The following is a 20638-nucleotide window of genomic DNA, read 5'->3' as shown; positions in this document are numbered from 1 at the left end:
GTGGTTCTCCAGAATCGATTGACGGCTAGTGCTGCGTTTGGTTGTTGCGTTTGGGCTGCGGTTTCGCCCGGCTTTCGCGGTGCAAGAAGGCGACGCCTTGAATGCCGCTGCCCTGGTTGCCCTCGCTCTTGCCGATCTGCGGCGGACGTGGCGACTCGCCCCGGTTCGCCTGTGGCGCGCCATTCTTACCACCTCCACGGCGGCGGCGGCGAGGGCCTTTTGCTGCCTGAGGCGATTCATTTCCCTTGGCCATATGGGGCCGCTGCGCCGCTCGTCCAGCCGCCCGATGCGGGGCGGCGGGGGCAGGCGCCTGCTCGCGATTGCCCGGTGTACGGCGATCTTCGCGCGGCAGCGCCACCCGGATCAGCCGTTCGATGTCGCGCAAGTATCCCATCTCCTCTGCGCCCGCGATCAGCGAGATCGCAACGCCGTCGGCGCCGGCGCGTGCGGTGCGGCCGATGCGGTGCACATAAGTCTCCGGCACGTTGGGCAGGTCGTAATTGACGACATGGCTGATGCCGTCGACGTCGATGCCGCGCGCGGCGATGTCGGTCGCGACCAAGGTGCGGATTTCGCCGGAACGAAAGGCCGCTAGCGTGCGCTCGCGGTGATTCTGCGACTTGTTGCCGTGAATCGCGTTAGCCGCGATGCCGGCCTTCTCCAGCCCCTTCACCACCTTGTCGGCACCGTGCTTGGTGCGGGTGAACACCAGCGCGCGGTTGACCGGTTCCTGCTTCAACAGTTGCGCCAGTATGGCGGGCTTGGCGGTGAAATCGACCTGGATGATGCGCTGTGTGACGCGCTCGGCGGTCGAGGACACCGGTGTCACCGCCACGCGGGCCGGATCACGCAGCATCGCTTCGGCGAGCTCGGCGATATCCTTCGGCATCGTCGCCGAGAAGAACAGCGTCTGTCGCCTCTGCGGCAGCTTGGCGACGATCTTCCTGATGTCGTTGATGAAGCCCATGTCGAGCATGCGGTCGGCTTCATCGAGCACCAGGAACTCGACCTGATTGAGCTTCAAGCCGTTGCTCTGCACGAGGTCGAGCAGGCGGCCGGGGGTGGCGACCATGACCTCGACTCCCTGCATCACCGAGCGGACCTGCCGGCCCATCGGTACGCCGCCGATCGCGAGTGCGGAAGAAAGGCGGATGTGGCGGCCATAGGCATTGAAGCTGTCGAGGATCTGGCCCGACAATTCGCGGGTCGGCGACAGCACCAGCACGCGGCACGACTTCGGCTGCACCTTGGTGCGGTTCTGCAGCAGGCGGTTGAGGATCGGCAGCGCAAAGGACGCGGTCTTGCCGGTGCCGGTTTGCGCAATGCCGATCACGTCGCGGCCTTCGAGCGCGAGCGGAATGGTCTGGGCCTGGATCGGAGTGGGGGTGACGTAGTTCTCTTCCCGAAGTGCGCGGGCGATGGGATCGGCAAGGCCGAAATCCTGAAAGGAGGTCAAAAGGGAGGTCTTTCCATCAAAACGTCAGGCGCGCCGGCCATGCCGGCCGGGCGCGTGAGGGCATCGGTGATACCCTCGTGTTTGGGGCATCGGTGCTGTTGGCTGATCAAAGGCAAGCCAAAAGCCGCCGAGGCTGGTTGGAACCAAGGCGGCTTAGAACACGCAAGCTTGCGCCGACCCGGCGATTCGCGCGGGTCATGGCAACCATATGGAACATGAACGCGGCGCTTTCAAGGTAAACTCTCCTCGAATTCGGCCGGCCGCAGGAGCGAAGTCGCTATTGCAGGGCGCGAGCCCGATGTCGTGACAGCGTCACAATTAGCTGCCGGAAATTTAGCCAAATCGGTCTGATTGCTCAAAAAATGAACTGATTGCCGCTTTGGCATACATTTCTAGCGCCTAATAATTAGGCGACGATGCTCTATGTTTTCCCGGAAATGCCAAATTGCTGTGCGCTAGCAATGGCTTAAGCGGTGCTTCGACCGTGGCATGGTTCTTGCGATTCCTTGACCGCAGGCGGCCGTGGGGCCGTTCGCATGCGTTCACGCCTGCGTCAGGGAGATGACATTTCATGATCACACAGCTTACTCACGATATAGCGACGCTGAGCCGCCGTGGCTGGCTCGCTGCCGCCGCGGGTCTGGTTTTGGGCCTGGCGTCGTCGCCATTTTCTCCGGCCAAAGCCGCCGACGACACCATCAAGATCGGCGTCCTGCATTCACTCTCCGGCACCATGGCCATCAGCGAGACCACGCTGAAGGATACGATTCTCTTCCTGATCGACGAGCAGAACAAGAAAGGCGGCGTGCTCGGCAAGAAGCTCGAGGCTGTCGTCGTCGATCCCGCATCGAACTGGCCGCTGTTCGCGGAAAAGGCGCGCGAACTCATCACCAAGGACAAGGTCGCGGTCGTGTTCGGCTGCTGGACCTCGGTGTCGCGCAAATCCGTGCTTCCGGTGTTCAAGGAGCTGAACAACATCCTGTTCTACCCCGTGCAGTACGAGGGCGAAGAGTCCGAGCGCAACGTGTTCTACACCGGCGCCGCTCCGAACCAGCAGGCGATCCCCGCGGTCGACTACCTGATGAAGGACGAGAAGGTGAAGCGCTGGGTGCTGGCGGGCACCGACTATGTCTATCCGCGCACCACCAACAAGATCCTGGAAGCCTACTTGAAGTCGAAGGGCGTCAAGCAGGAAGACATCATGATCAACTACACGCCGTTCGGTCATAGCGACTGGCAGACGATCGTGGCCGACATCAAGAAGTTCGGCTCGGCCGGCAAGAAGACGGCGGTGGTCTCCACCATCAACGGTGACGCCAACGTTCCCTTCTACAAGGAGCTCGGCAACCAGGGCATCAAGGCGACCGACATCCCGGTGGTGGCGTTCTCGGTCGGTGAGGAAGAGCTCGCCGGCATCGACACCAAGCCGCTGGTCGGCCATCTCGCCGCCTGGAACTACTTCGAGTCGATCAAGACGCCCGCCAACGAGAAGTTCATCAAGGATTGGCAGGCCTACACCAAGAATCCGAAGCGCGTGACCAACGACCCGATGGAAGCGCACTACATCGGCTTCAACATGTGGGTGAAGGCAGTTGAGAAGGTGAAGTCGACCGATCCGGACAAGGTGATCGACGCGCTGCCCGGCACCGAGGCGCCGAACCTGACCGGTGGCGTCTCCAAGATGCTGCCGAACCACCACATCACCAAGCCGGTGTTCATCGGCGAGATCAAGGGCAACGGCCAGTTCGATGTGGTGTGGAAGACCCCCGGCCTCGTCGCGGGCGATGCCTGGTCGAAGGAGCTGGAAGGCTCCAGGGACCTGATCGGTGACTGGGTCGGCAAGAAGTGCGGCAACTGGAACACCAAGACCAACAAGTGCGGCGGTCAGGGCTCCTGATCTAAGCCGTCCATTTAAACAGTCTTCCAAGAGACTGGAGAAGGCGGCGGCGTTCGCCGCCTTCTCCTCACCACTCCTGCCGGGGTCGTCACGTGTTTGGCTATTTCCTTGATCGTTTTCGCGCGATCGTCCTTTCAGTCTTGCTGATTGCCTGCTTCGCGCTGCCGGCCTTCGCGGGTCCGTTCGAGGACGCGGTCGCCAAATTCGCCAATGACGAATTTTCCGATACCGAAGCAGCGATCGAGGCGGTCGCAAGCTCGGGCAATCCGCTCGCCTTCCCGATCATCTCGGCGCTCCAGGAGGAGCGGCTGTCGGCCGATCCCGAGAGCAAGAAAGTCTTCATCACGCAAACGGACGGCAAGATCATCGATGCCGCCACCGGTGCCGCCGTCGACAAGCTGCCGGACAATGCGGCGTCCGTCCGTCTCAACAACCGCCTGCGCCGCACGGTGGAGGCCGCACTCGGCAGCCTGACGCTGCTCTCGCCCGATCCCGCCAAGCGCGTTGCCGCCGCGCAATCCGTCTTCAAGAGCCATGACGAGAACGCACTCTCCGTGGTCGAGGGCGCGCTCGCGAAGGAGACCGACAAGGCGGCCAAGCAGGCATTCACCGAGGCCCGTGCGGCGATCATCCTGTTCAAGTCTGACGCCTCCGACAACGACAAGCTCGAGGCGGTCGGGGTCATCAAGTCGCGCGGCGACCAGGAAGCGCTGGCGCTATTGACCAGCGCCGGCCCCGACCAGCCGCCGCTGGTGGCGCAAGCCATCACCGGCGCGATCTCCTCGATCCAGAGCAATCTGGCGATGTGGTCGGCGGTGCAGAACGCCTGGTATGGCCTGTCGCTCGGCTCGGTGCTGCTGCTGGCGGCGATCGGGCTTGCCATCACCTTCGGCGTGATGGGCGTCATCAACATGGCCCATGGCGAGATGGTGATGCTGGGCGCCTACACCACCTTCGTGGTGCAGGAGGTGATCCGGACGCGCTATCCCGGCCTGTTCGACTATTCGCTCCTGATCGCGGTGCCGCTCGCCTTCCTGGTCGCGGGCGGGATCGGAGTCCTGATCGAGCGCAGCATCATCCGCTTCCTCTATGGTCGTCCGCTGGAGACGCTGCTGGCGACCTGGGGCCTGTCGCTGGTGCTGCAGCAGGCGGTGCGCACAATGTTCGGCCCGACCAATCGCGAAGTCGGCAATCCCTCCTGGATGAGCGGCGCCTTCGAGCTCGGCCAGATCACCATCACCTATAACCGGCTCTGGATCCTCTGCTTCACGCTCGCGGTGTTCGTGATCCTGCTTGCGATGCTGCGCTACACCGCGCTCGGGCTCGAGATGCGCGCGGTGACCCAGAACCGCCGGATGGCGGCCTCGATGGGTATCGCCACCTCGCGCGTCGACGCGCTGACCTTCGGCCTCGGCTCGGGGATTGCCGGCATCGCGGGCGTGGCGCTGTCGCAGATCGACAATGTCAGCCCCAATCTCGGCCAGAGCTACATCATCGACAGTTTCATGGTCGTCGTATTCGGCGGTGTCGGCAATCTCTGGGGCACGCTGGTCGGCGCCTTCACGCTGGGGATCGCCAACAAGTTCCTGGAGCCGGTCGCCGGCGCCGTGCTCGGCAAGATCGCCATCCTGGTCCTGATCATCCTGTTCATCCAGAAGCGGCCACGCGGCCTGTTCGCGCTGAAAGGGCGGGCGGTGGAAGCATGAGCGCGCATATCCTCACCCGCTCGCTGGACCGCGCCGCGACCGCCTTCATCCTTATCGTCGCGGCCGCCGGCATCCTGATCCCGCTGTCGAACCTGCTGCTGCCTCAAGGCTCGTTCCTGCAGGTGCCGACCTATCTGGTCGCGCTCTGGGGCAAATATGTCTGCTACGCGATCCTGGCGCTCTCCATCGATCTGATCTGGGGCTATTGCGGCATCCTCTCGCTCGGCCATGGCGCCTTCTTCGCGCTCGGCGGTTACGCCATGGGCATGTACCTGATGCGCCAGATCGGCAGCCGCGGCGTCTATGGCAACCCGATCCTGCCTGATTTCATGGTGTTCCTGAACTGGGACAAGCTGCCCTGGTACTGGTACGGCTTCGACATGTTCCCCTTCGCGGCCCTGATGGTGCTGGTGGTGCCGGGCCTGCTCGCCTTCTGCTTCGGCTGGCTCGCCTTCCGCTCCCGCGTCACCGGCGTCTATCTCTCGATCATCACCCAGGCGATGACCTATGCGCTGCTGCTTGCCTTCTTCCGCAATGATTTCGGCTTCGGCGGCAACAATGGCCTGACCGACTTCAAGGACATCCTGGGCTTCAACGTCCAGGCCGACGGCACGCGCGCCGCCTTGTTCGCGCTGAGCTGTCTTGCGCTAATTGTTGGTTTCCTGATCTGTCGGGCGATCGTGACCTCGAAGCTTGGCAAGGTCTTGATCGCGGTGCGCGACGCCGAAAGCCGCACCCGCTTCCTCGGCTATCGCGTCGAATCCTACAAGCTGTTCGTGTTCACGCTGTCGGCCTGCATGGCCGGCGTCGCCGGTGCGCTCTATGTGCCGCAGGTCGGCATCATCAATCCAAGCGAATTCGCGCCGGGCAATTCAATTGAGGCGGTGATCTGGGTCGCGGTCGGCGGCCGTGGCACGCTCGTCGGCGCTGCGCTCGGCGCCGTCGTCGTCAACTATGCCAAGACCTTCTTCACCTCAGGCCCGCTTGCGCCGTACTGGCTGTTCATGCTGGGCGCGCTGTTCATCCTGGTGACGCTGCTGCTGCCCAAGGGCATCGTCGGCACCTTCAATTCCTGGTGGGAGCCATGGAGGGCGCAGCGCGACGCGGCCGCGGAAAGCGCCGCACGCGAAGACGGCATCAGCGAACCCAATCCGGCGGAGCAGGCGCGATGAACGTGATGGACACCCGTGCCACTTCCGCGATGCTGTATCTCGATGGCGTGCACGTCTCCTTCGATGGCTTCCACGCCATCAACAACCTCTCGATCGCGCTCGAGCCGGGCGAGATGCGCGCGATCATCGGCCCGAACGGCGCCGGCAAGACCACGATGATGGACATCATCACCGGCAAGACCAAGCCGGACGAGGGCACCGTGCTGTTCGATGGGGTCACCGACCTGACCCGGCTGGACGAGACCCGCATCGCCGAGCTCGGCATCGGCCGCAAATTCCAGAAGCCGACGGTGTTCGAAAGCCAGACCGTGCAGGACAATCTCCTGCTCGCACTCAATGTCGACCACAGCGTCAGGGGCACGCTGTTCTGGCGCGAGAGCAGGGCCGAGACCGAGCGCATCCAGAAAGTGCTGGAGACCATCCGCCTGACCGACGCGCGCAACCGGCTCGCCGGCAGTCTCAGTCACGGCCAGAAGCAGTGGCTCGAGATCGGCATGCTGCTGGCGCAGGATCCGAAGCTGCTGCTGGTCGACGAGCCAGTGGCCGGGATGACCGATGTCGAGACCCACCAGACCGCGGAGCTTCTGAAGGAGATCAACAAGGACCACACCATCATGGTGGTAGAGCACGACATGACCTTCGTGCGCGAGCTTGGCGTCAAGGTGACCTGCTTGCATGAAGGCACGGTGCTGGCGGAGGGGAGCATCGACCAGGTCTCGTCGAACGAGCGGGTCGTTGAGGTCTACTTGGGTCGATAGGCCGTAGTGCGACTAGCGAATGGCGAGTAGCGAATAGGGAAGCGTGGAGACTATGAGCGCGGCAATTCTAACCATTCGCCATTCGCTATCCGCCATTCGCCGCGTCGCGATAGGAGATCGCTGATGCTCAAAGTCGACAACATCAACCTCTTCTACGGCGCGGCACAGGCGCTGCGCGGCGTCTCGCTGTCGGCCGAGCCCGGCAAGGTCACCTGCGTGCTCGGACGCAACGGCGTCGGCAAGACTTCGCTGCTCCGCGCGATGGTCGGCCAATATCCGATCGCGTCAGGTACGATCGAGTTCGACGGCAACGATATCACCGGCCTGAAGCCGTATGAGCGCGCGCGGCGCGGCATCGGCTTCGTGCCGCAGGGGCGCGAGATCTTTCCGCTGCTCACGGTGGAGGAGAATCTCAAGACCGGCTTCGGTCCGCTCAAGCGCGAGAACCGCTTCATTCCGGACGACGTGTTCTCGCTGTTTCCGGTGCTGCAATCGATGCTCGGCCGCCGCGGCGGCGACCTCTCAGGCGGACAACAACAGCAATTAGCGATCGGCCGTGCGCTGGTGATGCGGCCGAAATTGTTGCTGCTGGACGAGCCGACCGAGGGCATCCAGCCCTCGATCATCAAGGACATCGGCCGCGCCATCTCCTATTTGCGCAATCTCGGCAACATCGCGATCGTGCTGGTCGAGCAATATCTCGATTTCGCCTGCGAGCTCGGCGACTCCTTTGCGGTGATGGACCGTGGGGCGGTGAAATATGCCTGCGACCGCTCCAATCTCGATCCCGCTGAAATCTCACGCCAAATGGCGCTATAAGGGACGCGACCGGCCAAACGGGGGGACGGATGCGCACCGAGATTGCACGCGCTGATGCAGCGACCTTTGCGGCCAACCGCGCCCGCGGTGCGGTGCGGTTCGGCGTGCACCTGCACGATGGCGTCACCCGCCGCGGTGATTTGCACGAATCCGGCTCGCTCCGCGTACGTTTCCCTTCACCGGAGGGCGAGGGGCTGTCGGCCGTGTTCGTCAATACCGCCGGCGGGGTTGCCGGCGGCGACCGCTTTGACATCGATATCGCGGCCCGTGAGGGCGCGCGGCTGACGCTGATGACAGCCGCCGCCGAGAAGATCTATCGCGCGGCCGGACCCGCCGCCCAGCTCAATATCGCGTTGAAGGCCGAATCCGGCTCGCATCTGTCCTGGCTGCCACAGGAGACCATCCTGTTCGACCGCGCCCGGATTTCGCGAAGGATCGACATTGATCTGGCCGAAGGTGCGTCGCTGCTGCTGTGTGAGATCGTGGTGTTCGGCCGCTCAGCCATGGGCGAGACCATGCGCCATGGCGAATTTGTCGACCGCTGGCGGATGCGTCGCGGCGGTAGATTGGTGTTTGCCGAGACCGTCAGGCTCGACGGCAATATCGGTGAAAAGCTGGCGCGGCCTGCGGTCGCGAGTGGCGGTGTCGCCATCGGCACCGCGCTGATCGTGCCCGGCGATGATGCGGTCGTGGAGCGGATACGCGAGGCGCAAGATTCCTTCCGCGGCGAAGTCGGCATCTCCTGTTGGAATGGGTTTGCAATGGCGCGCTTCTGTGCCCAAGATGCGATGAGGCTGCGCGCCGACATGATGACGGTGCTCGGCCGCGCCTCTGCCGTCCCGCTGCCGAGGCTGTGGCTCAACTAGATCATTTGAAAACCATCAGAGTGCTCGCATGAATTTGTCTCCCCGCGAAAAGGACAAGCTCCTGGTCTCGATGGCCGCCATGGTGGCGCGCCGCAGGCTCGAGCGCGGCGTCAAGCTGAACCACCCCGAGGCCATCGCCCTGATCACCGACTTCATCGTCGAAGGCGCGCGCGATGGCCGCACCGTCGCCGACCTGATGCAGGCCGGCGCACAGGTCCTGACCCGCTCGCAGGTGATGGAAGGAATCCCGGAGATGATCCATGACATCCAGGTCGAGGCGACATTTCCGGACGGGACCAAGCTCGTCACCGTTCACGAGCCGATCCGTTGAGGAATGCAGGTCCATCAACGTCGTCATGCCCGGGCTTGACCCGCGCATCCACGTCCTTTGGGCTGAGTGGTGAGACGTGGATGGCCGGGTCAAGCCCGGCCATGACGCAGCAGAGCGATACGAGGTAGCAAGAATGATCCCCGGCGAACTCTTCATCCAGGACGGCGAGATCGAGCTTAATGCCGGCCGCAAGACCGTGACGCTCACGGTCGCCAACACCGGCGACCGCCCGATTCAGGTCGGCTCGCACTACCATTTCTTCGAGACCAACCCGGCCCTCAAATTCGACCGCAAGAAGGCCCGCGGCATGCGCCTCGACATCGCCGCCGGCACCGCGGTCCGCTTTGAACCGGGCCAGACCCGCGAGGTCCAGCTCGTCGCGCTCGCGGGAAAACGCGTCATCCACGGCTTCCGCGGCGAGGTGAAGGGCAAGCTGTGATCCCTGGTGTCACGATGGCTGCCGTTCTCCTCGCGAGACAGGAACGGACTGTGCGGCGGCGCAGTTGAGGCGAAAAAGGAGTCTTGCCATGCTGCAGCCAATTCGCCTCGTCTCCGAAGCTGCCGAACTTGCCGCTCGCCGCCATAACGGCATGGCCCGCAAGGGCCGCGGCAAAGAGCCTTACATCAATCACCTCGCCGAGGTCGCAAACCTGCTCGCGACAGCCACCGATGGCGCAGACGCCGAGCTCGTGGCAGCCGGCTGGCTGCACGACACGGTCGAGGACACCGAGACCACGCGCGAGGAGCTGGCGCAGAAATTCAGCGAGCGCGTCGCCGGGCTCGTAGTGGAGGTGACCGACGACATGTCGCTGCCCAAGCCACAACGCCGGCAAAAGCAGATCGAGGACGCCCCGCATAAATCGCCTGATGCCAAGATGATCAAGATCGCCGACAAGATCAGCAATACCCGCGCGCGCATCGTGCCGAATCCGAGCAGGGAAGAGCGCGACGATCTCGCCGACTATGCCGCTTGGGCCGAAAAAGTTGTGGCCGGATGCCGTGGCGTCAATCCGCTACTCGACGCTAAATTCGATGAGGCCGTCAAAGCCGCTAAAAGCGCGTTTTGAAGGCAAGGGAAATGGGGGGCTAGTATGTCCGTGAAGATCAAACGTTCTGTCTATACCGACATGTTCGGGCCTACCACCGGCGATCGGGTGCGGCTCGCCGATACCGATCTCATCATCGAGGTCGAGAAGGACTTCACCACCTATGGCGAGGAGGTGAAGTTCGGGGGCGGCAAGGTGATCCGCGACGGCATGGGGCAGTCGCAGGTGACGAACCGGCAAGGAGCCGCCGACACCGTCATCACCAACGCGCTGATCGTCGACCATTGGGGCATCGTGAAGGCTGACGTCGCGATCAAGGAGGGCATGATCGCCGCGATCGGCAAGGCCGGCAATCCCGACATCCAGCCCAATGTCGACATCATCATCGGTCCCGGCACCGACGTGATCGCGGGCGAGGGCAAGATCCTCACCGCGGGGGGATTCGACAGCCACATCCATTTCATTTGCCCGCAGCAGATCGAGCACGCGCTGATGTCCGGCGTCACCTCGATGCTGGGCGGCGGCACTGGCCCCTCGCACGGCACCTTTGCCACGACCTGTACGCCGGGGCCCTGGCACATGGGTCGGATGATCCAGTCGTTCGATGCCTTCCCGGTCAATCTCGGCATTTCCGGCAAAGGCAATGCCTCGCGGCCGGCGGCGCTGGTCGAGATGATCAAGGGTGGCGCCTGCGCGCTGAAGCTGCATGAGGACTGGGGCACGACGCCGGCGGCGATCGACAACTGCCTTTCGGTCGCCGACGATCACGACATCCAGGTCATGATCCACACCGACACGCTGAACGAATCCGGCTTCGTCGAGGATACGGTGAAGGCCTTCAAGGGCCGCACCATCCACGCCTTTCACACCGAGGGCGCGGGCGGCGGCCACGCGCCTGACATCATCAAGATCGCCGGCCTGAAGAACGTGCTGCCGTCCTCGACCAACCCGACGCGTCCCTTCACGCGCAACACCATCGACGAGCATCTGGATATGCTGATGGTGTGCCACCATCTCGACCCCTCGATCGCCGAGGACCTGGCCTTCGCCGAAAGCCGCATCCGCAAGGAGACGATCGCGGCGGAAGACATCCTGCACGATCTCGGCGCGCTCTCGATGATGTCCTCGGACTCCCAGGCCATGGGCCGGCTCGGCGAGGTCATCATCCGCACCTGGCAGACCGCCGACAAGATGAAGAAGCAGCGCGGCTCGCTGCCCGAGGAGAAGGGCAACAACGACAATTTCCGCGTCAAGCGCTACATCGCCAAATACACCATCAACCCCGCGATCGCGCATGGCGTCTCAAAGCTGATCGGCTCGGTGGAGAAGGGCAAGCTCGCCGACCTCGTGCTGTGGTCGCCGGCGTTCTTCGGCGCCAAGCCGGACCTGATCATCAAGGGCGGCTCGATCGTGGCCGCGCCGATGGGCGATCCCAACGCCTCGATCCCGACCCCGCAGCCGGTGCATTACCAGCCGATGTTTGCGGCATACGGAAAATCGCTCACCGCATCTTCGGTGGTTTTCACGTCCAAGGCGGCGGTCGCCGGCGGGCTGGCGCGGAAGCTTGGGATCAGCAAGAAGCTGTATGCGGTCCAGAACACCCGCGGCAAGATCTCCAAGAAGAGCATGATCCACAATGACGCCACGCCCAGGATCGAGGTCGATCCGGAGACCTATGAGGTGCGCGCCGACGGCGAGCTTCTGACCTGCGCGCCCGCCGAGGTGCTGCCGCTGGCGCAGCGCTATTTCATGTTCTAAAACCTCCCCAGGCAGTCACGCCCAGAAACCAAAGCCGGGAGGAAATTCCGTGATTTACGTCGTTGCCACACTGACCATCAAGCCTGAAACGCGCGCCGAATTCATTGCGGCCGCCACCGCCTGCATCAAGGAGACGCGGAAGGAGCCCGGCAATATCGCCTATGACCTGCACGAGAGCGTCACCGATCCGACCAAGATGGTGTTCGTCGAGCAGTGGGAAAATGCCGAGGCGCTGGTGCCGCACCGCACGGCCGATCACATGAAGACCTTTGGCCGCGTCGCGGTGAAGTGCTTCTCGGCGCCGCCGAAGATCGAGGTGATCACGCCCGAGAAAGTGGAAGTCCGCTAAGAGAGAGCAGCACCATATGATCCGCGCGACGTCCGTCAAGCCGCAACATCGCTGGAACGAGCAGCCGGCCGATACAGTCGTGCTCGATTTCGACGACCGCCACCGCCGGCGGATGGCGATGACGGGCACGCGCGGATTGGAATTCCTGCTCGATCTCGAGAACGCGATCGCGTTGCGCGGCGGCGACGCGCTGGTGCTGGAGGACGGCCGGCTGGTCGAGGTGGTCGCCGCGCCCGAGCCGCTTTTGGAGATCCGCGGCGCCGACCCGCACCATCTGATCCGCGTCGCCTGGCATCTCGGCAACCGCCATCTGCCGACGCAGATCATGAAGAAGGGCCTGCGCATCCGGCGCGACCATGTCATCGAGGCGATGGTGAAGGGGCTGGGTGCGCGCGTGATCGAGATCGAGGCGCCATTCGATCCCGAAGGCGGCGCCTATGCCGGCCATGCGCATGAAGGCGACGCGGTCGCGCATCACCACACCGGCCATGACCATGCGCATGATCACGGCCACGATCATGATGATCATCACCACCATCACGGTGATCACGATCACCACGGTGATCATCATCACCACGACGAGCATTGCGACCACGACCATCACCACCATCACGACCACTCCCATGCTCATGACCACAAATGAGCCGCCGCGAAGCGAGGCGTGGGGCGGGATGACGGAGAGCGAGGCCGCCTCGCTCTACCGTTTGATGACCTGGCTGTCGCCGTCGTTCCCGGTCGGCGCCTTCTCCTATTCCAGCGGCATCGAATGGGCGGTGGAGGCGGGCGATATCAAGGATGCCGCCTCGCTGCGCGACTGGCTTGCCGCGATGCTCAGCGAGGGCTCCGGCTTCTGCGATGGCGTGTTCCTCGCCCAGACGCATCAGGCGACCATGGCGCGTGACCTTGTAAGGCTGGGCGAGATCGCCGAGCTTGCTGCGGCCTTCGTGACCTCGCGCGAGCGCCAGCTCGAGACCACGACGCAGGGCCGCGCGTTCATCGATGCCGCGCGCGCCGCCTGGTCTTCGCCTGATCTCGACGAGATCATCGCCGCCCGCGCCGGCGCGATTGTCTATCCCGTCGCGATCGGCCTGGTCAGCGCCACGCATGACATTCCGCTTGCGCCGGTGCTGCACGCGTTCTTTCATGCGGTGGTCTCGAACTGGATCTCCGCCGGCGCCCGCCTGATCCCGCTCGGCCAGACCGATAGCCAGCGCCTGCTCGCCGCTCTCGAACCCGTGGTCAGTGCGACCGCAATCCGCGCGCGCGACGCCTCGCTCGACGATCTCGGCAGCACGACCTTCCGCGCCGATCTCGCAAGCCTGCGCCACGAGACGCAATATACGAGGCTGTTCCGGTCATGATGCGATTTCCGCCTCACACGTCGTCCCGGCGAAGGCCGGGACCCATAACCACCGGTGTTCGTGGTTACGTCGGGCTGAAGCCGCAGCGTCGCCCAACAATCAACTCTGGTGGTTATGGGTCCCGGCCTTCGCCGGGACGACGGTGGAAGGACTCCTGACATGTCCAAATCTCACGGCCCGCTTCGCGTCGGAGTCGGTGGTCCGGTCGGATCGGGCAAGACCGCGCTGATGGACCTGCTCTGCAAATCGATGCGCGAGCGTTACGATATCGCCGCGATCACCAACGACATCTACACCAAATGGGACGCCGAGTTCCTGGTGCGCTCGGGTTCGTTGACGCCGGACCGCATCGCCGGCGTCGAGACCGGCGGCTGTCCGCACACCGCGATCCGCGAGGACGCCTCGATGAATCTGGCGGCGGTCGCCGACATGCGCGCGAAATTCCCTGGCCTCGATCTCGTGCTGATCGAGTCCGGCGGCGACAACCTGGCCGCAACCTTTTCGCCGGAGCTGGCCGACCTCACGATCTATGTCATCGACGTCGCCGCCGGCGACAAGATCCCGTCCAAGGGCGGCCCCGGCATCACCCGCTCCGACCTGCTCGTGATCAACAAGATCGACCTCGCGCCTTATGTCGGCGCGTCGCTCGAGAAGATGGAGACCGATGCGAAGCGGATGCGCGGCGAGCGTCCCTTCGTCATGACCAACCTGAAGAAGAGCGACGGGCTTGAGCGCATCATCGCCTTCATTGAGGCCAAAGGCGGCCTGCGCCCGAAAGCCTCTGCCAAGGCCAAGGACAAGGCAAAGGCGGGTTGAACGATTTGTTAATATGATATGCCGTTCGTTAAGATTTTAACGCGCCTCGTAGCCCGGGTGGAGCGGAACGCGCAACCCCGGACATCTGCGTCGACGTCCACGAGCGGTCCCGGGTCACGCTGGCGCTTCACCCGGGCTACGCTACTTTCACGCAAGCGGCAAACGGCGGGTGCGACGAAATATTCCATGCCGCAATGGGAACAAAATCCAGCCACTCCCATTAGCCAACTCTGACGCTGCCTTCGCCAGCCGGCGCCAGCCGTCGTTCACGTTAATTGCCGCCTTCCGTTGCGTACCGATGCTCGCCACTCCATATTCCGCCGCGGTTGGCGTTCACCCCGTATCCAATCGTTGTCGCCCCCGCAGACGCCAGATGTCCGCTGTTCATCTTCGCCAACCCACAGTCTCCGAGTAACAGCGTGGTCCGGCTGGGTTTCATTATCGCCTTCATTGCGCTGATCGGGGTGCTGCTCTCCGGTCTCGCGGCCTATCGCGTGCACGAGCAGGAGCTGACGCTCGACGGCATCGCGCTGGCGCGGGCGATCGACGTCCACGCTAGCCTGGTGCAGGACCGGCTTACCGAGCGCGAACTGCTCGCCCGCGTCTCCTCGGGCCTGTTTCGCGCGCCGTCGGTGGTGAAGGCCGACATGCTGCAGCCGCTGCGCTCCTCGATCTATGCCTTCAAGACCGATTTCGTGATTGCCGCCTGGATTGCGCGGCTCAGGCCCGACGAGCTCGTGGCGGCGGAGCAGGAGCTGAAGAAGGCCGGCTTCCCCAATCCGACCATCCGCGACTTCGACGACCAGCCCCTCGACATCAAGGCGCTCGACAAGCCCGTCAACGTGATGATGGACCTGGAGCCGCGGACGCCGGAGACCATCATCCTGCCGGGCCGCAGCTTCGACCACCATTCCGTGATCGGGCCGATGCTGGCGCAGGCGATGGCGGATGGCAAGCCGGTGGCCTCGGATCCGATTCCGCTATTGCGCCAGAACGGGCCGGTCGGTGTCGCGCTCGCCGCGCCGGTGTTTCAGCAGGGCGCCTCGGAGCCGGCGGGATTCGTCACATTTTCGTATGAGCTCGGGCCGTTGATGCTGGCGAATGACGATATGTCGCTGTTCTCGGTGGTGCTGAAGGACCCGCGCGATTCCAACGACGAACTGGTCGCCAACGACCAGGGTGTCATCACCTCGCGCGCGGTGCGGCCCGATGGGCCGGCGCCGTCGATGGTCCGGACGGTGACGTTCGGCGGCCGCGACTGGTCGCTCGCTTATTACGCCAAGACCTCCGCCGCGGCGCGGGCGAACCAGACCGCGGCGATCGTGGCGGCGATCGGCCTGGCGCTGACCGGCATCGTCTGCGGCCTGTTCGGCTATGTCGCCTACAACAACCTTCGGCTCAGCCGCGAGATCGAGGTGAGGATCGGGTTCGAGCGGCGGCTGACCGCTGTGATCGACGAGCTCAACCACCGGGTCAAGAACATCCTGGCCGTGATCCAGTCGATCGTCACCCGCACATTGCGCCATGGCTCGGACATCGATGCTGCGCGCGATCTCCTGATCGGTCGCATTCACGCCATGTCGAACGTGGTCACGCTGCTCAGCGAGAGCCAGTGGCAGGGCGTGAAGCTGAAGGGATTGTTCGAGGCCCGCGCCATCCCGCATGCCGAGCGCATCGCGATCTCCGGCCCCGATATCGCGGTCAGCGCGCGCGCCGCACAGTCGCTGTCGCTGTTGTTCTTCGAGCTCGCCTCGCATTCAGACGAGGGCCTGTCCCTGGTGGGCAAGCATCCGCACATCGTCGCGAACTGGGAAGTCAACGGCAAGGAGTCGGAGGCGATCTTTCATTTCCGCTGGGAGGAGTTCAACACCAGCGAAGCCACCCGCCGCCCCGATTCCGATTTCGGCCTGATCCTGCTCGACCGCGTCGCCCCCGAAGCGCTCGGCGGGACAGCGAAACGTTACTTCACCGACATCAGCTACGTCTACGAGCTGACGGCGCCGATGGAGACCGTCATCGACATGAACGAGCGCGACCGCACCGAGAAATTTTCCGCACCGGTGAGGCCGGCGCGCTGAACGCGTCATTGCGAGCGAAGCGAAGCAATCCACAGCACCGCTTGCTGAGGCATGGATTGCTTCGCTTCGCTCGCAATGACGGCGGATGCGGCACGGCCGTAGGGTGGGCAAAGCGCAGCGTGCGCACCATCCACGGGCGGTGCAAGAGAAGGTGGGCACGCTTCGCTTTGCCCACCCTACACACTGCTCTCGCCGTCATTGCCGGGCTTGACCCGGCAATCCATCACTCCTCAGAAAATCGCTTTTCCGGGATGGATGCGCGGGTCGAGCCCGCGCATGACGATCAAGAGTTGGCGAGCATCAGCCGCCGTTGCCGCCGATCACGGCGCGCACGGTGTCATCAGGGCCGAAATCTTCCGCGCCTTCGACATAGAGCAATGCGCTCAATTTCGATCGCGCGCGGTTGACGCGGCTCTTGATGGTGCCGACGGCGCAGCCGCAGATCGCAGCCGCGTCCTCGTACGAGAAGCCGGACGCGCCGACCAGGATCAAAGCTTCACGCTGGTCTTGCGGCAGCTTGTCGAGTGCGGCGCGAAACTCCTCGAACTCCAGATGCGCATTCTGCGCAGGCTGGGTCTTCAGAGTCTTCGCATAGTTGCCCTCGGCGTCCTCCACCTCGCGCCGCCGCTTGCGATAGTCGGAGCGGAACAGGTTGCGCAGGATGGTGAACAGCCAAGCCGGCAGGTTCGAGCCGGGCTGGAATGAGTCGATGTTGGCGATTGCGCGCAACAAGGTCTCCTGCACCAGATCGTCGGCGCGGTCACCATTGCCGGAGAGCGAAATCGCGAACGCGCGTAGGCTTGGCACCGACGCCAAAATATCGTCGCGAAGTTGGTCGGTGAGAGGCATTAGTCCCTCCCGTCATTTTTTGCTGCTTGCTGCTCGTCAGTCTCTGCCAAATGCTTGGCGGCCTCCGCGGGATCATCGAGCTTGCGGATAAGCTCCGCAAAGCGGTCCGGCACCCCCTGTCGCACCACATCATCATACATGGCGCGAAGCTGGTGGCCGATTCTCGATTGGATCTCAGCGTTGAGACCGCCCTGCTTCTTGGTTTCCTTCATGATCTGATCCACGTTTCCCCGAGAGGTTAAGTCCCTGTGTTTCAAGCAGTTTCCTCGAAATTTCGGTCTTGGCCGCGTTTGCTGCCGGTCGTACGCTAATTCGAAGTTCGCCTGAAAGTTCCGAATGTCCGGAACTTTTTGTGGAACTTTATCGACGCTCAAGCGTAGTCCGGGCGTAACAAACTCAAGGGGAAGGCGGGTCGCCCACGGACGGATGCGCCGGCCCGAGAGATATAGGTCGTTTCAGGCGATTGCCTCGAACACAAGGATGGAGTGGGAATGTCCCGATCGCAGCTCGTTGCCGAACACTTGCCATTGTTGCGGCGCTACGCCCGCGCGCTGACCGGAAACCAGGCGTCGGGCGACGCCTATGTCGCGGCCATGCTGGAGGCCCTGCTTCAGGACCCCTCGCTTCTGGACGAAACGCACGGGCCGCGCGCCGGCCTGTTCCGGCTGTTCACTCAAATCTGGAATTCGGTCTCCATCAACGACAATGCCGATGTGGCGACGTTGGCGCTGCCGCCGGAGCGCCGGCTTTCCAACATCACGCCGCTGCCGCGGCAGGCCTTCCTCCTGCTGTCGCTGGAGGGCTTCTCGGAAGAGGAGGTGGCCTACATCCTCAACATCGACATCGGCGAGACGCGCAAGCTCACGGACGCCGCCGGCCGTGAGATGGCCGCCGAGATCGCGACCGACGTCCTGATCATCGAGGACGAGACCTTCATCGCGATGGATCTGGAAAGCCTCGTGCGAAATCTCGGCCACAACGTGATCGGCGTCGCCCGCACCCATTCGGATGCAGTGGCGCTCGCCAAGAACAAGAAGCCCGGCCTGATCCTCGCCGACATCCAGCTCGCCGATGGTTCGTCGGGCCTGGACGCGGTGAACGAGCTATTGCGCGTGTTCGAGGTGCCGGTGGTGTTCATCACCGCCTATCCCGAACGCTTCCTGACCGGGGAGCGCCCGGAGCCGGCGTTCCTGATCTCAAAGCCGTTCCAGCCCGCGATGGTCTCGGCCGTTGCGAGCCAGGCGCTGTTCTTCCAGCGCAATTCGCGCAACCGTGCGCCGCGCGCCGCCTCGGCGTGAACTGACTCTGGTTAGGTCGACTGATCCGGCGTGCCGCACGGCACGCCGGATTTTTTGCGACGAAATATCCGCCTTTCATGTGACCCCTGCACTGGACGAACTGGAGCCGCCATTGCGTAGCTGTTAAGCGGAAGCATGAATGCTGCGCCGCGCGACAGACAAATCGGCTTTCTCTGCCTCGGCGTGACGGCGGCTGGATGGGCGCTCAACTGGCCGCTCATCAAGCTGCTGCTGCAGCAATGGCCGCCGCTGTTCGCCCGGGGTCTTGCCGGCGTCTGCGCCTCGGGCTCATCGCCTTCGGAAGCCGCCAATCGCTCGAGGTCCCGCGCGAAGCCGTGCCGCGGCTATTGTTCGCGTCCTTCACCAATGTGTTCGCCTGGATGGGCTTTGGCACCATCGCCATGAAATTCGTCACCGTCGGCGAAGGCGCACTGATCATCTATACGATGCCGATCTGGGCGATGCTGTTCGCCTGGCCGTTTCTGCATCAGCGCCCGACCATCGGGGATGTTGCCGCGCTGGTATTGGGTGTGGCCGGTGTTGCGCTGCTTCTTGGCGCCAACGGTTATGGCTTCGATCGGGGCAAGCTGATCGGGATCGCCCTTTCCCTGTCTTGCGCGATCCTGTTCGCGCTCGGCAATGTCCTTAACCGCAAACCGTTGCCGATGCCTCCGCTCGCGGTCGTCGCCTGGCAGGTCGGCCTCGGGTGCCTCGCGATGCTGATCCTCGGCGTCCTGTTCGAGCGCCCGAACTATGCGGCAATATCGCCGGGCGGAATTGCCTCGTTCGTCTACATGACGCTGGTGCCGATGGGCATCTGCTATCTCACCTGGTTCGAGACCCTGCGCCGCCTGCCGCCGGTGTCGGCTTCGACCGGCATGCTGCTCGTGCCCGTGCTGGCCGTGATCGCGGCGGCCGCAATCCTCGGCGAGCCGCTGGGCCTGAGGGAAGTTGCCGCAATGGCGCTGACTCTCGGCGGTGTCACGCTGGCATTGCAGAAATTGTGACCGGGACAAAAAAGTAGAGCGCGACCGGCATCACCACGGTCGCGCCCTACATCGCCGGTCAATGGGGCAGGGGGAATAACCGGCTTCCAGAACGACGCGGATCGCGAAAAAACGTTCCGAGATTCCGGAAATAATTTTGAACACGGTTAAGTGATCCGCAGACATACGAACGGGGGCGTTTCGTTCGAGTTGTGTTCGTGATCGCCATGGGGCGAGGGATGAATCGTCATGTCACAGATATTGAAGGGAATTTTAGGTGCGCTCGCCGTTTCTCTGACCTTCGGCGCCGTGCAATTTGCCTCCGGGCATGATCTCATCGGGGGCCAGAGCCTCATTACCTCCACCAAGGCGGAACACGACGTCAACCGTACGGCGAAGGCCGACCGGGCGGCAGTTCCGGCAGCCACCGGCAAAACCGAAACCATTTCGCTGAAGCTCGACAGCCTGGCCGAGACCTCGGTCGTGATCCGCGTTCCCGTCGTCAGGGACGAGGCGCGCAGCCGCCCCAAGCCGCCCGCGCTGATCAAATCCGGCGAGCGCAGGATGACGGTCGCCTGCGAGCCCGTGGTGAGCGTGCTGACCGAAGTAGCAAAGCGCCTGCAGCCCGGCCGCTGCGTCACCTGAGCCGATCGTTCTCTCGCTCCATCCGTCATTCCGGGGCGCGGCATAGTCTCCATTTAATTTACTACGTCATTCCGGGGCGCGCCTTTTGGCGCGAGCCCGGAATCCATCTGGCCGCAGGCGCAGGTGGAGAAATGGATTCCGGGCTCGTCCTTCGGACGCCCCGGAATGACGAGTGCAATTGGGGCGAATTTCTTCAACCCAATCAAGGTGATTTGCCCTGTCCACTCCTGCGGGAAAAAATAAACCGCTTAACCCGTCGGGCAAATCAGTGATTTAACTCCGCGCGTCTCACCCGAATGAGGGGCGGGTCGCGGTCGTCACGAACGTTGCGGTGAGATGCGGTGGACGCGATGCTTGCGACTGACGAGCGCAAGTAACGCGGACGGCGAAGTCGTGTGGTCCTGGCGCCCCGACGCTGGCGCTAAGTTTTTCGCGCGAACAAGTTCG

20 protein-coding genes and 1 pseudogene are annotated in these 20638 nt (G+C 63.5%); 18 read left to right on the top strand and 3 right to left on the bottom strand.

What is annotated here, in order from left to right; all coding sequences use genetic code 11:
• Nucleotides 1-25: 25 nt before the first annotated feature.
• On the bottom strand, nt 26-1456 hold the full coding sequence (locus tag OZ411_RS26845; RefSeq protein WP_282530366.1) for a DEAD/DEAH box helicase: 1431 nt from the start codon (nt 1454-1456) through the stop codon (nt 26-28).
• 571 nt (nt 1457-2027) lie between these two features.
• Between OZ411_RS26845 and urtA the strand changes: the two genes are divergently transcribed.
• From urtA to OZ411_RS26770, 15 genes are all read left to right on the top strand, one after another.
• Complete coding sequence (urtA, locus tag OZ411_RS26840) at nt 2028-3353, top strand: urea ABC transporter substrate-binding protein (protein ID WP_282530365.1); 1326 nt, start codon at nt 2028-2030, stop codon at nt 3351-3353.
• Between the two features lie 92 nt (nt 3354-3445).
• Entirely contained in the window at nt 3446-5059 is a 1614-nt protein-coding gene (gene urtB / locus OZ411_RS26835) for an urea ABC transporter permease subunit UrtB (RefSeq protein ID WP_130582416.1), read from the top strand.
• Nucleotides 5056-6231, top strand: coding sequence for an urea ABC transporter permease subunit UrtC (urtC, locus tag OZ411_RS26830; protein ID WP_282530364.1), 1176 nt, complete (start codon nt 5056-5058; stop codon nt 6229-6231). The genes urtB and urtC overlap by 4 nt, the downstream gene beginning before the upstream one ends.
• Nucleotides 6228-6989 carry an urea ABC transporter ATP-binding protein UrtD gene (gene urtD / locus OZ411_RS26825; protein WP_282530363.1) on the top strand — a complete coding sequence of 254 codons (762 nt, stop codon included), beginning with the start codon at nt 6228-6230 and terminating at the stop codon, nt 6987-6989. The genes urtC and urtD overlap by 4 nt, the downstream gene beginning before the upstream one ends.
• 123 nt (nt 6990-7112) lie before the next feature.
• Nucleotides 7113-7808 carry an urea ABC transporter ATP-binding subunit UrtE gene (gene urtE, locus OZ411_RS26820; protein WP_130583587.1) on the top strand — a complete coding sequence of 232 codons (696 nt, stop codon included), beginning with the start codon at nt 7113-7115 and terminating at the stop codon, nt 7806-7808.
• Between the two features lie 29 nt (nt 7809-7837).
• Nucleotides 7838-8674: an urease accessory protein UreD gene (locus OZ411_RS26815; protein WP_282530362.1), complete on the top strand. Its 837-nt coding sequence runs from the start codon at nt 7838-7840 to the stop codon at nt 8672-8674.
• Nucleotides 8675-8702: 28 nt separating this feature from the next.
• On the top strand, nt 8703-9005 hold the full coding sequence (locus OZ411_RS26810) for an urease subunit gamma (protein ID WP_130583589.1): 303 nt from the start codon (nt 8703-8705) through the stop codon (nt 9003-9005).
• A gap of 133 nt (nt 9006-9138) precedes the next feature.
• On the top strand, nt 9139-9444 hold the full coding sequence (locus OZ411_RS26805; protein ID WP_130583590.1) for an urease subunit beta: 306 nt from the start codon (nt 9139-9141) through the stop codon (nt 9442-9444).
• A gap of 88 nt (nt 9445-9532) precedes the next feature.
• Nucleotides 9533-10072 carry an HD domain-containing protein gene (locus OZ411_RS26800; RefSeq protein ID WP_282530361.1) on the top strand — a complete coding sequence of 180 codons (540 nt, stop codon included), beginning with the start codon at nt 9533-9535 and terminating at the stop codon, nt 10070-10072.
• Between the two features lie 24 nt (nt 10073-10096).
• Complete coding sequence (gene ureC, locus OZ411_RS26795; RefSeq protein WP_282530360.1) at nt 10097-11809, top strand: urease subunit alpha; 1713 nt, start codon at nt 10097-10099, stop codon at nt 11807-11809.
• 49 nt (nt 11810-11858) lie between these two features.
• Nucleotides 11859-12158 carry a putative quinol monooxygenase gene (locus OZ411_RS26790; RefSeq protein WP_028165122.1) on the top strand — a complete coding sequence of 100 codons (300 nt, stop codon included), beginning with the start codon at nt 11859-11861 and terminating at the stop codon, nt 12156-12158.
• Between the two features lie 16 nt (nt 12159-12174).
• A complete protein-coding gene (locus OZ411_RS26785; RefSeq protein ID WP_282530359.1) occupies nt 12175-12801 on the top strand; it encodes an urease accessory protein UreE in 627 nt (208 codons plus the stop codon).
• The gene (locus OZ411_RS26780) at nt 12782-13519 is read left to right on the top strand and encodes an urease accessory protein UreF (protein ID WP_282530407.1); all 738 of its coding nucleotides are present in this window, start codon (nt 12782-12784) and stop codon (nt 13517-13519) included. Before OZ411_RS26785 ends, OZ411_RS26780 begins: the two co-directional genes overlap by 20 nt.
• Before the next feature lie 159 nt (nt 13520-13678).
• Nucleotides 13679-14335, top strand: coding sequence for an urease accessory protein UreG (gene ureG, locus OZ411_RS26775; RefSeq protein ID WP_282530358.1), 657 nt, complete (start codon nt 13679-13681; stop codon nt 14333-14335).
• 419 nt (nt 14336-14754) lie between these two features.
• Entirely contained in the window at nt 14755-16413 is a 1659-nt protein-coding gene (locus OZ411_RS26770) for an HWE histidine kinase domain-containing protein (protein WP_282530357.1), read from the top strand.
• Between the two features lie 300 nt (nt 16414-16713).
• Here the strand turns inward: OZ411_RS26770 and OZ411_RS26765 are convergent, their stop codons facing one another.
• Complete coding sequence (locus OZ411_RS26765) at nt 16714-17262, bottom strand: sigma-70 family RNA polymerase sigma factor (protein WP_027579243.1); 549 nt, start codon at nt 17260-17262, stop codon at nt 16714-16716.
• Nucleotides 17262-17474 (bottom strand): NepR family anti-sigma factor, encoded by a 213-nt coding sequence (locus OZ411_RS26760; protein WP_028165127.1) that lies wholly within the window; start codon nt 17472-17474, stop codon nt 17262-17264. The genes OZ411_RS26765 and OZ411_RS26760 overlap by 1 nt, the downstream gene beginning before the upstream one ends.
• 279 nt (nt 17475-17753) lie before the next feature.
• Between OZ411_RS26760 and OZ411_RS26755 the strand changes: the two genes are divergently transcribed.
• From OZ411_RS26755 to OZ411_RS26745, 3 genes and pseudogenes are all read left to right on the top strand, one after another.
• Nucleotides 17754-18560 carry a response regulator gene (locus OZ411_RS26755; protein WP_130583579.1) on the top strand — a complete coding sequence of 269 codons (807 nt, stop codon included), beginning with the start codon at nt 17754-17756 and terminating at the stop codon, nt 18558-18560.
• Nucleotides 18561-18695: 135 nt separating this feature from the next.
• A pseudogene (locus OZ411_RS26750) lies at nt 18696-19567 on the top strand (DMT family transporter).
• 228 nt (nt 19568-19795) lie between these two features.
• Complete coding sequence (locus OZ411_RS26745) at nt 19796-20191, top strand: hypothetical protein (protein WP_282530356.1); 396 nt, start codon at nt 19796-19798, stop codon at nt 20189-20191.
• Nucleotides 20192-20638 lie beyond the last annotated feature (447 nt).

Origin of the sequence: Bradyrhizobium sp. Arg237L (assembly GCF_029990105.1) — a bacterium.
Lineage (GTDB): Bacteria > Pseudomonadota > Alphaproteobacteria > Rhizobiales > Xanthobacteraceae > Bradyrhizobium.
Note: the sequence above shows the minus strand (reverse complement) of the source record. Positions and strands in the feature narration are given on the sequence as shown.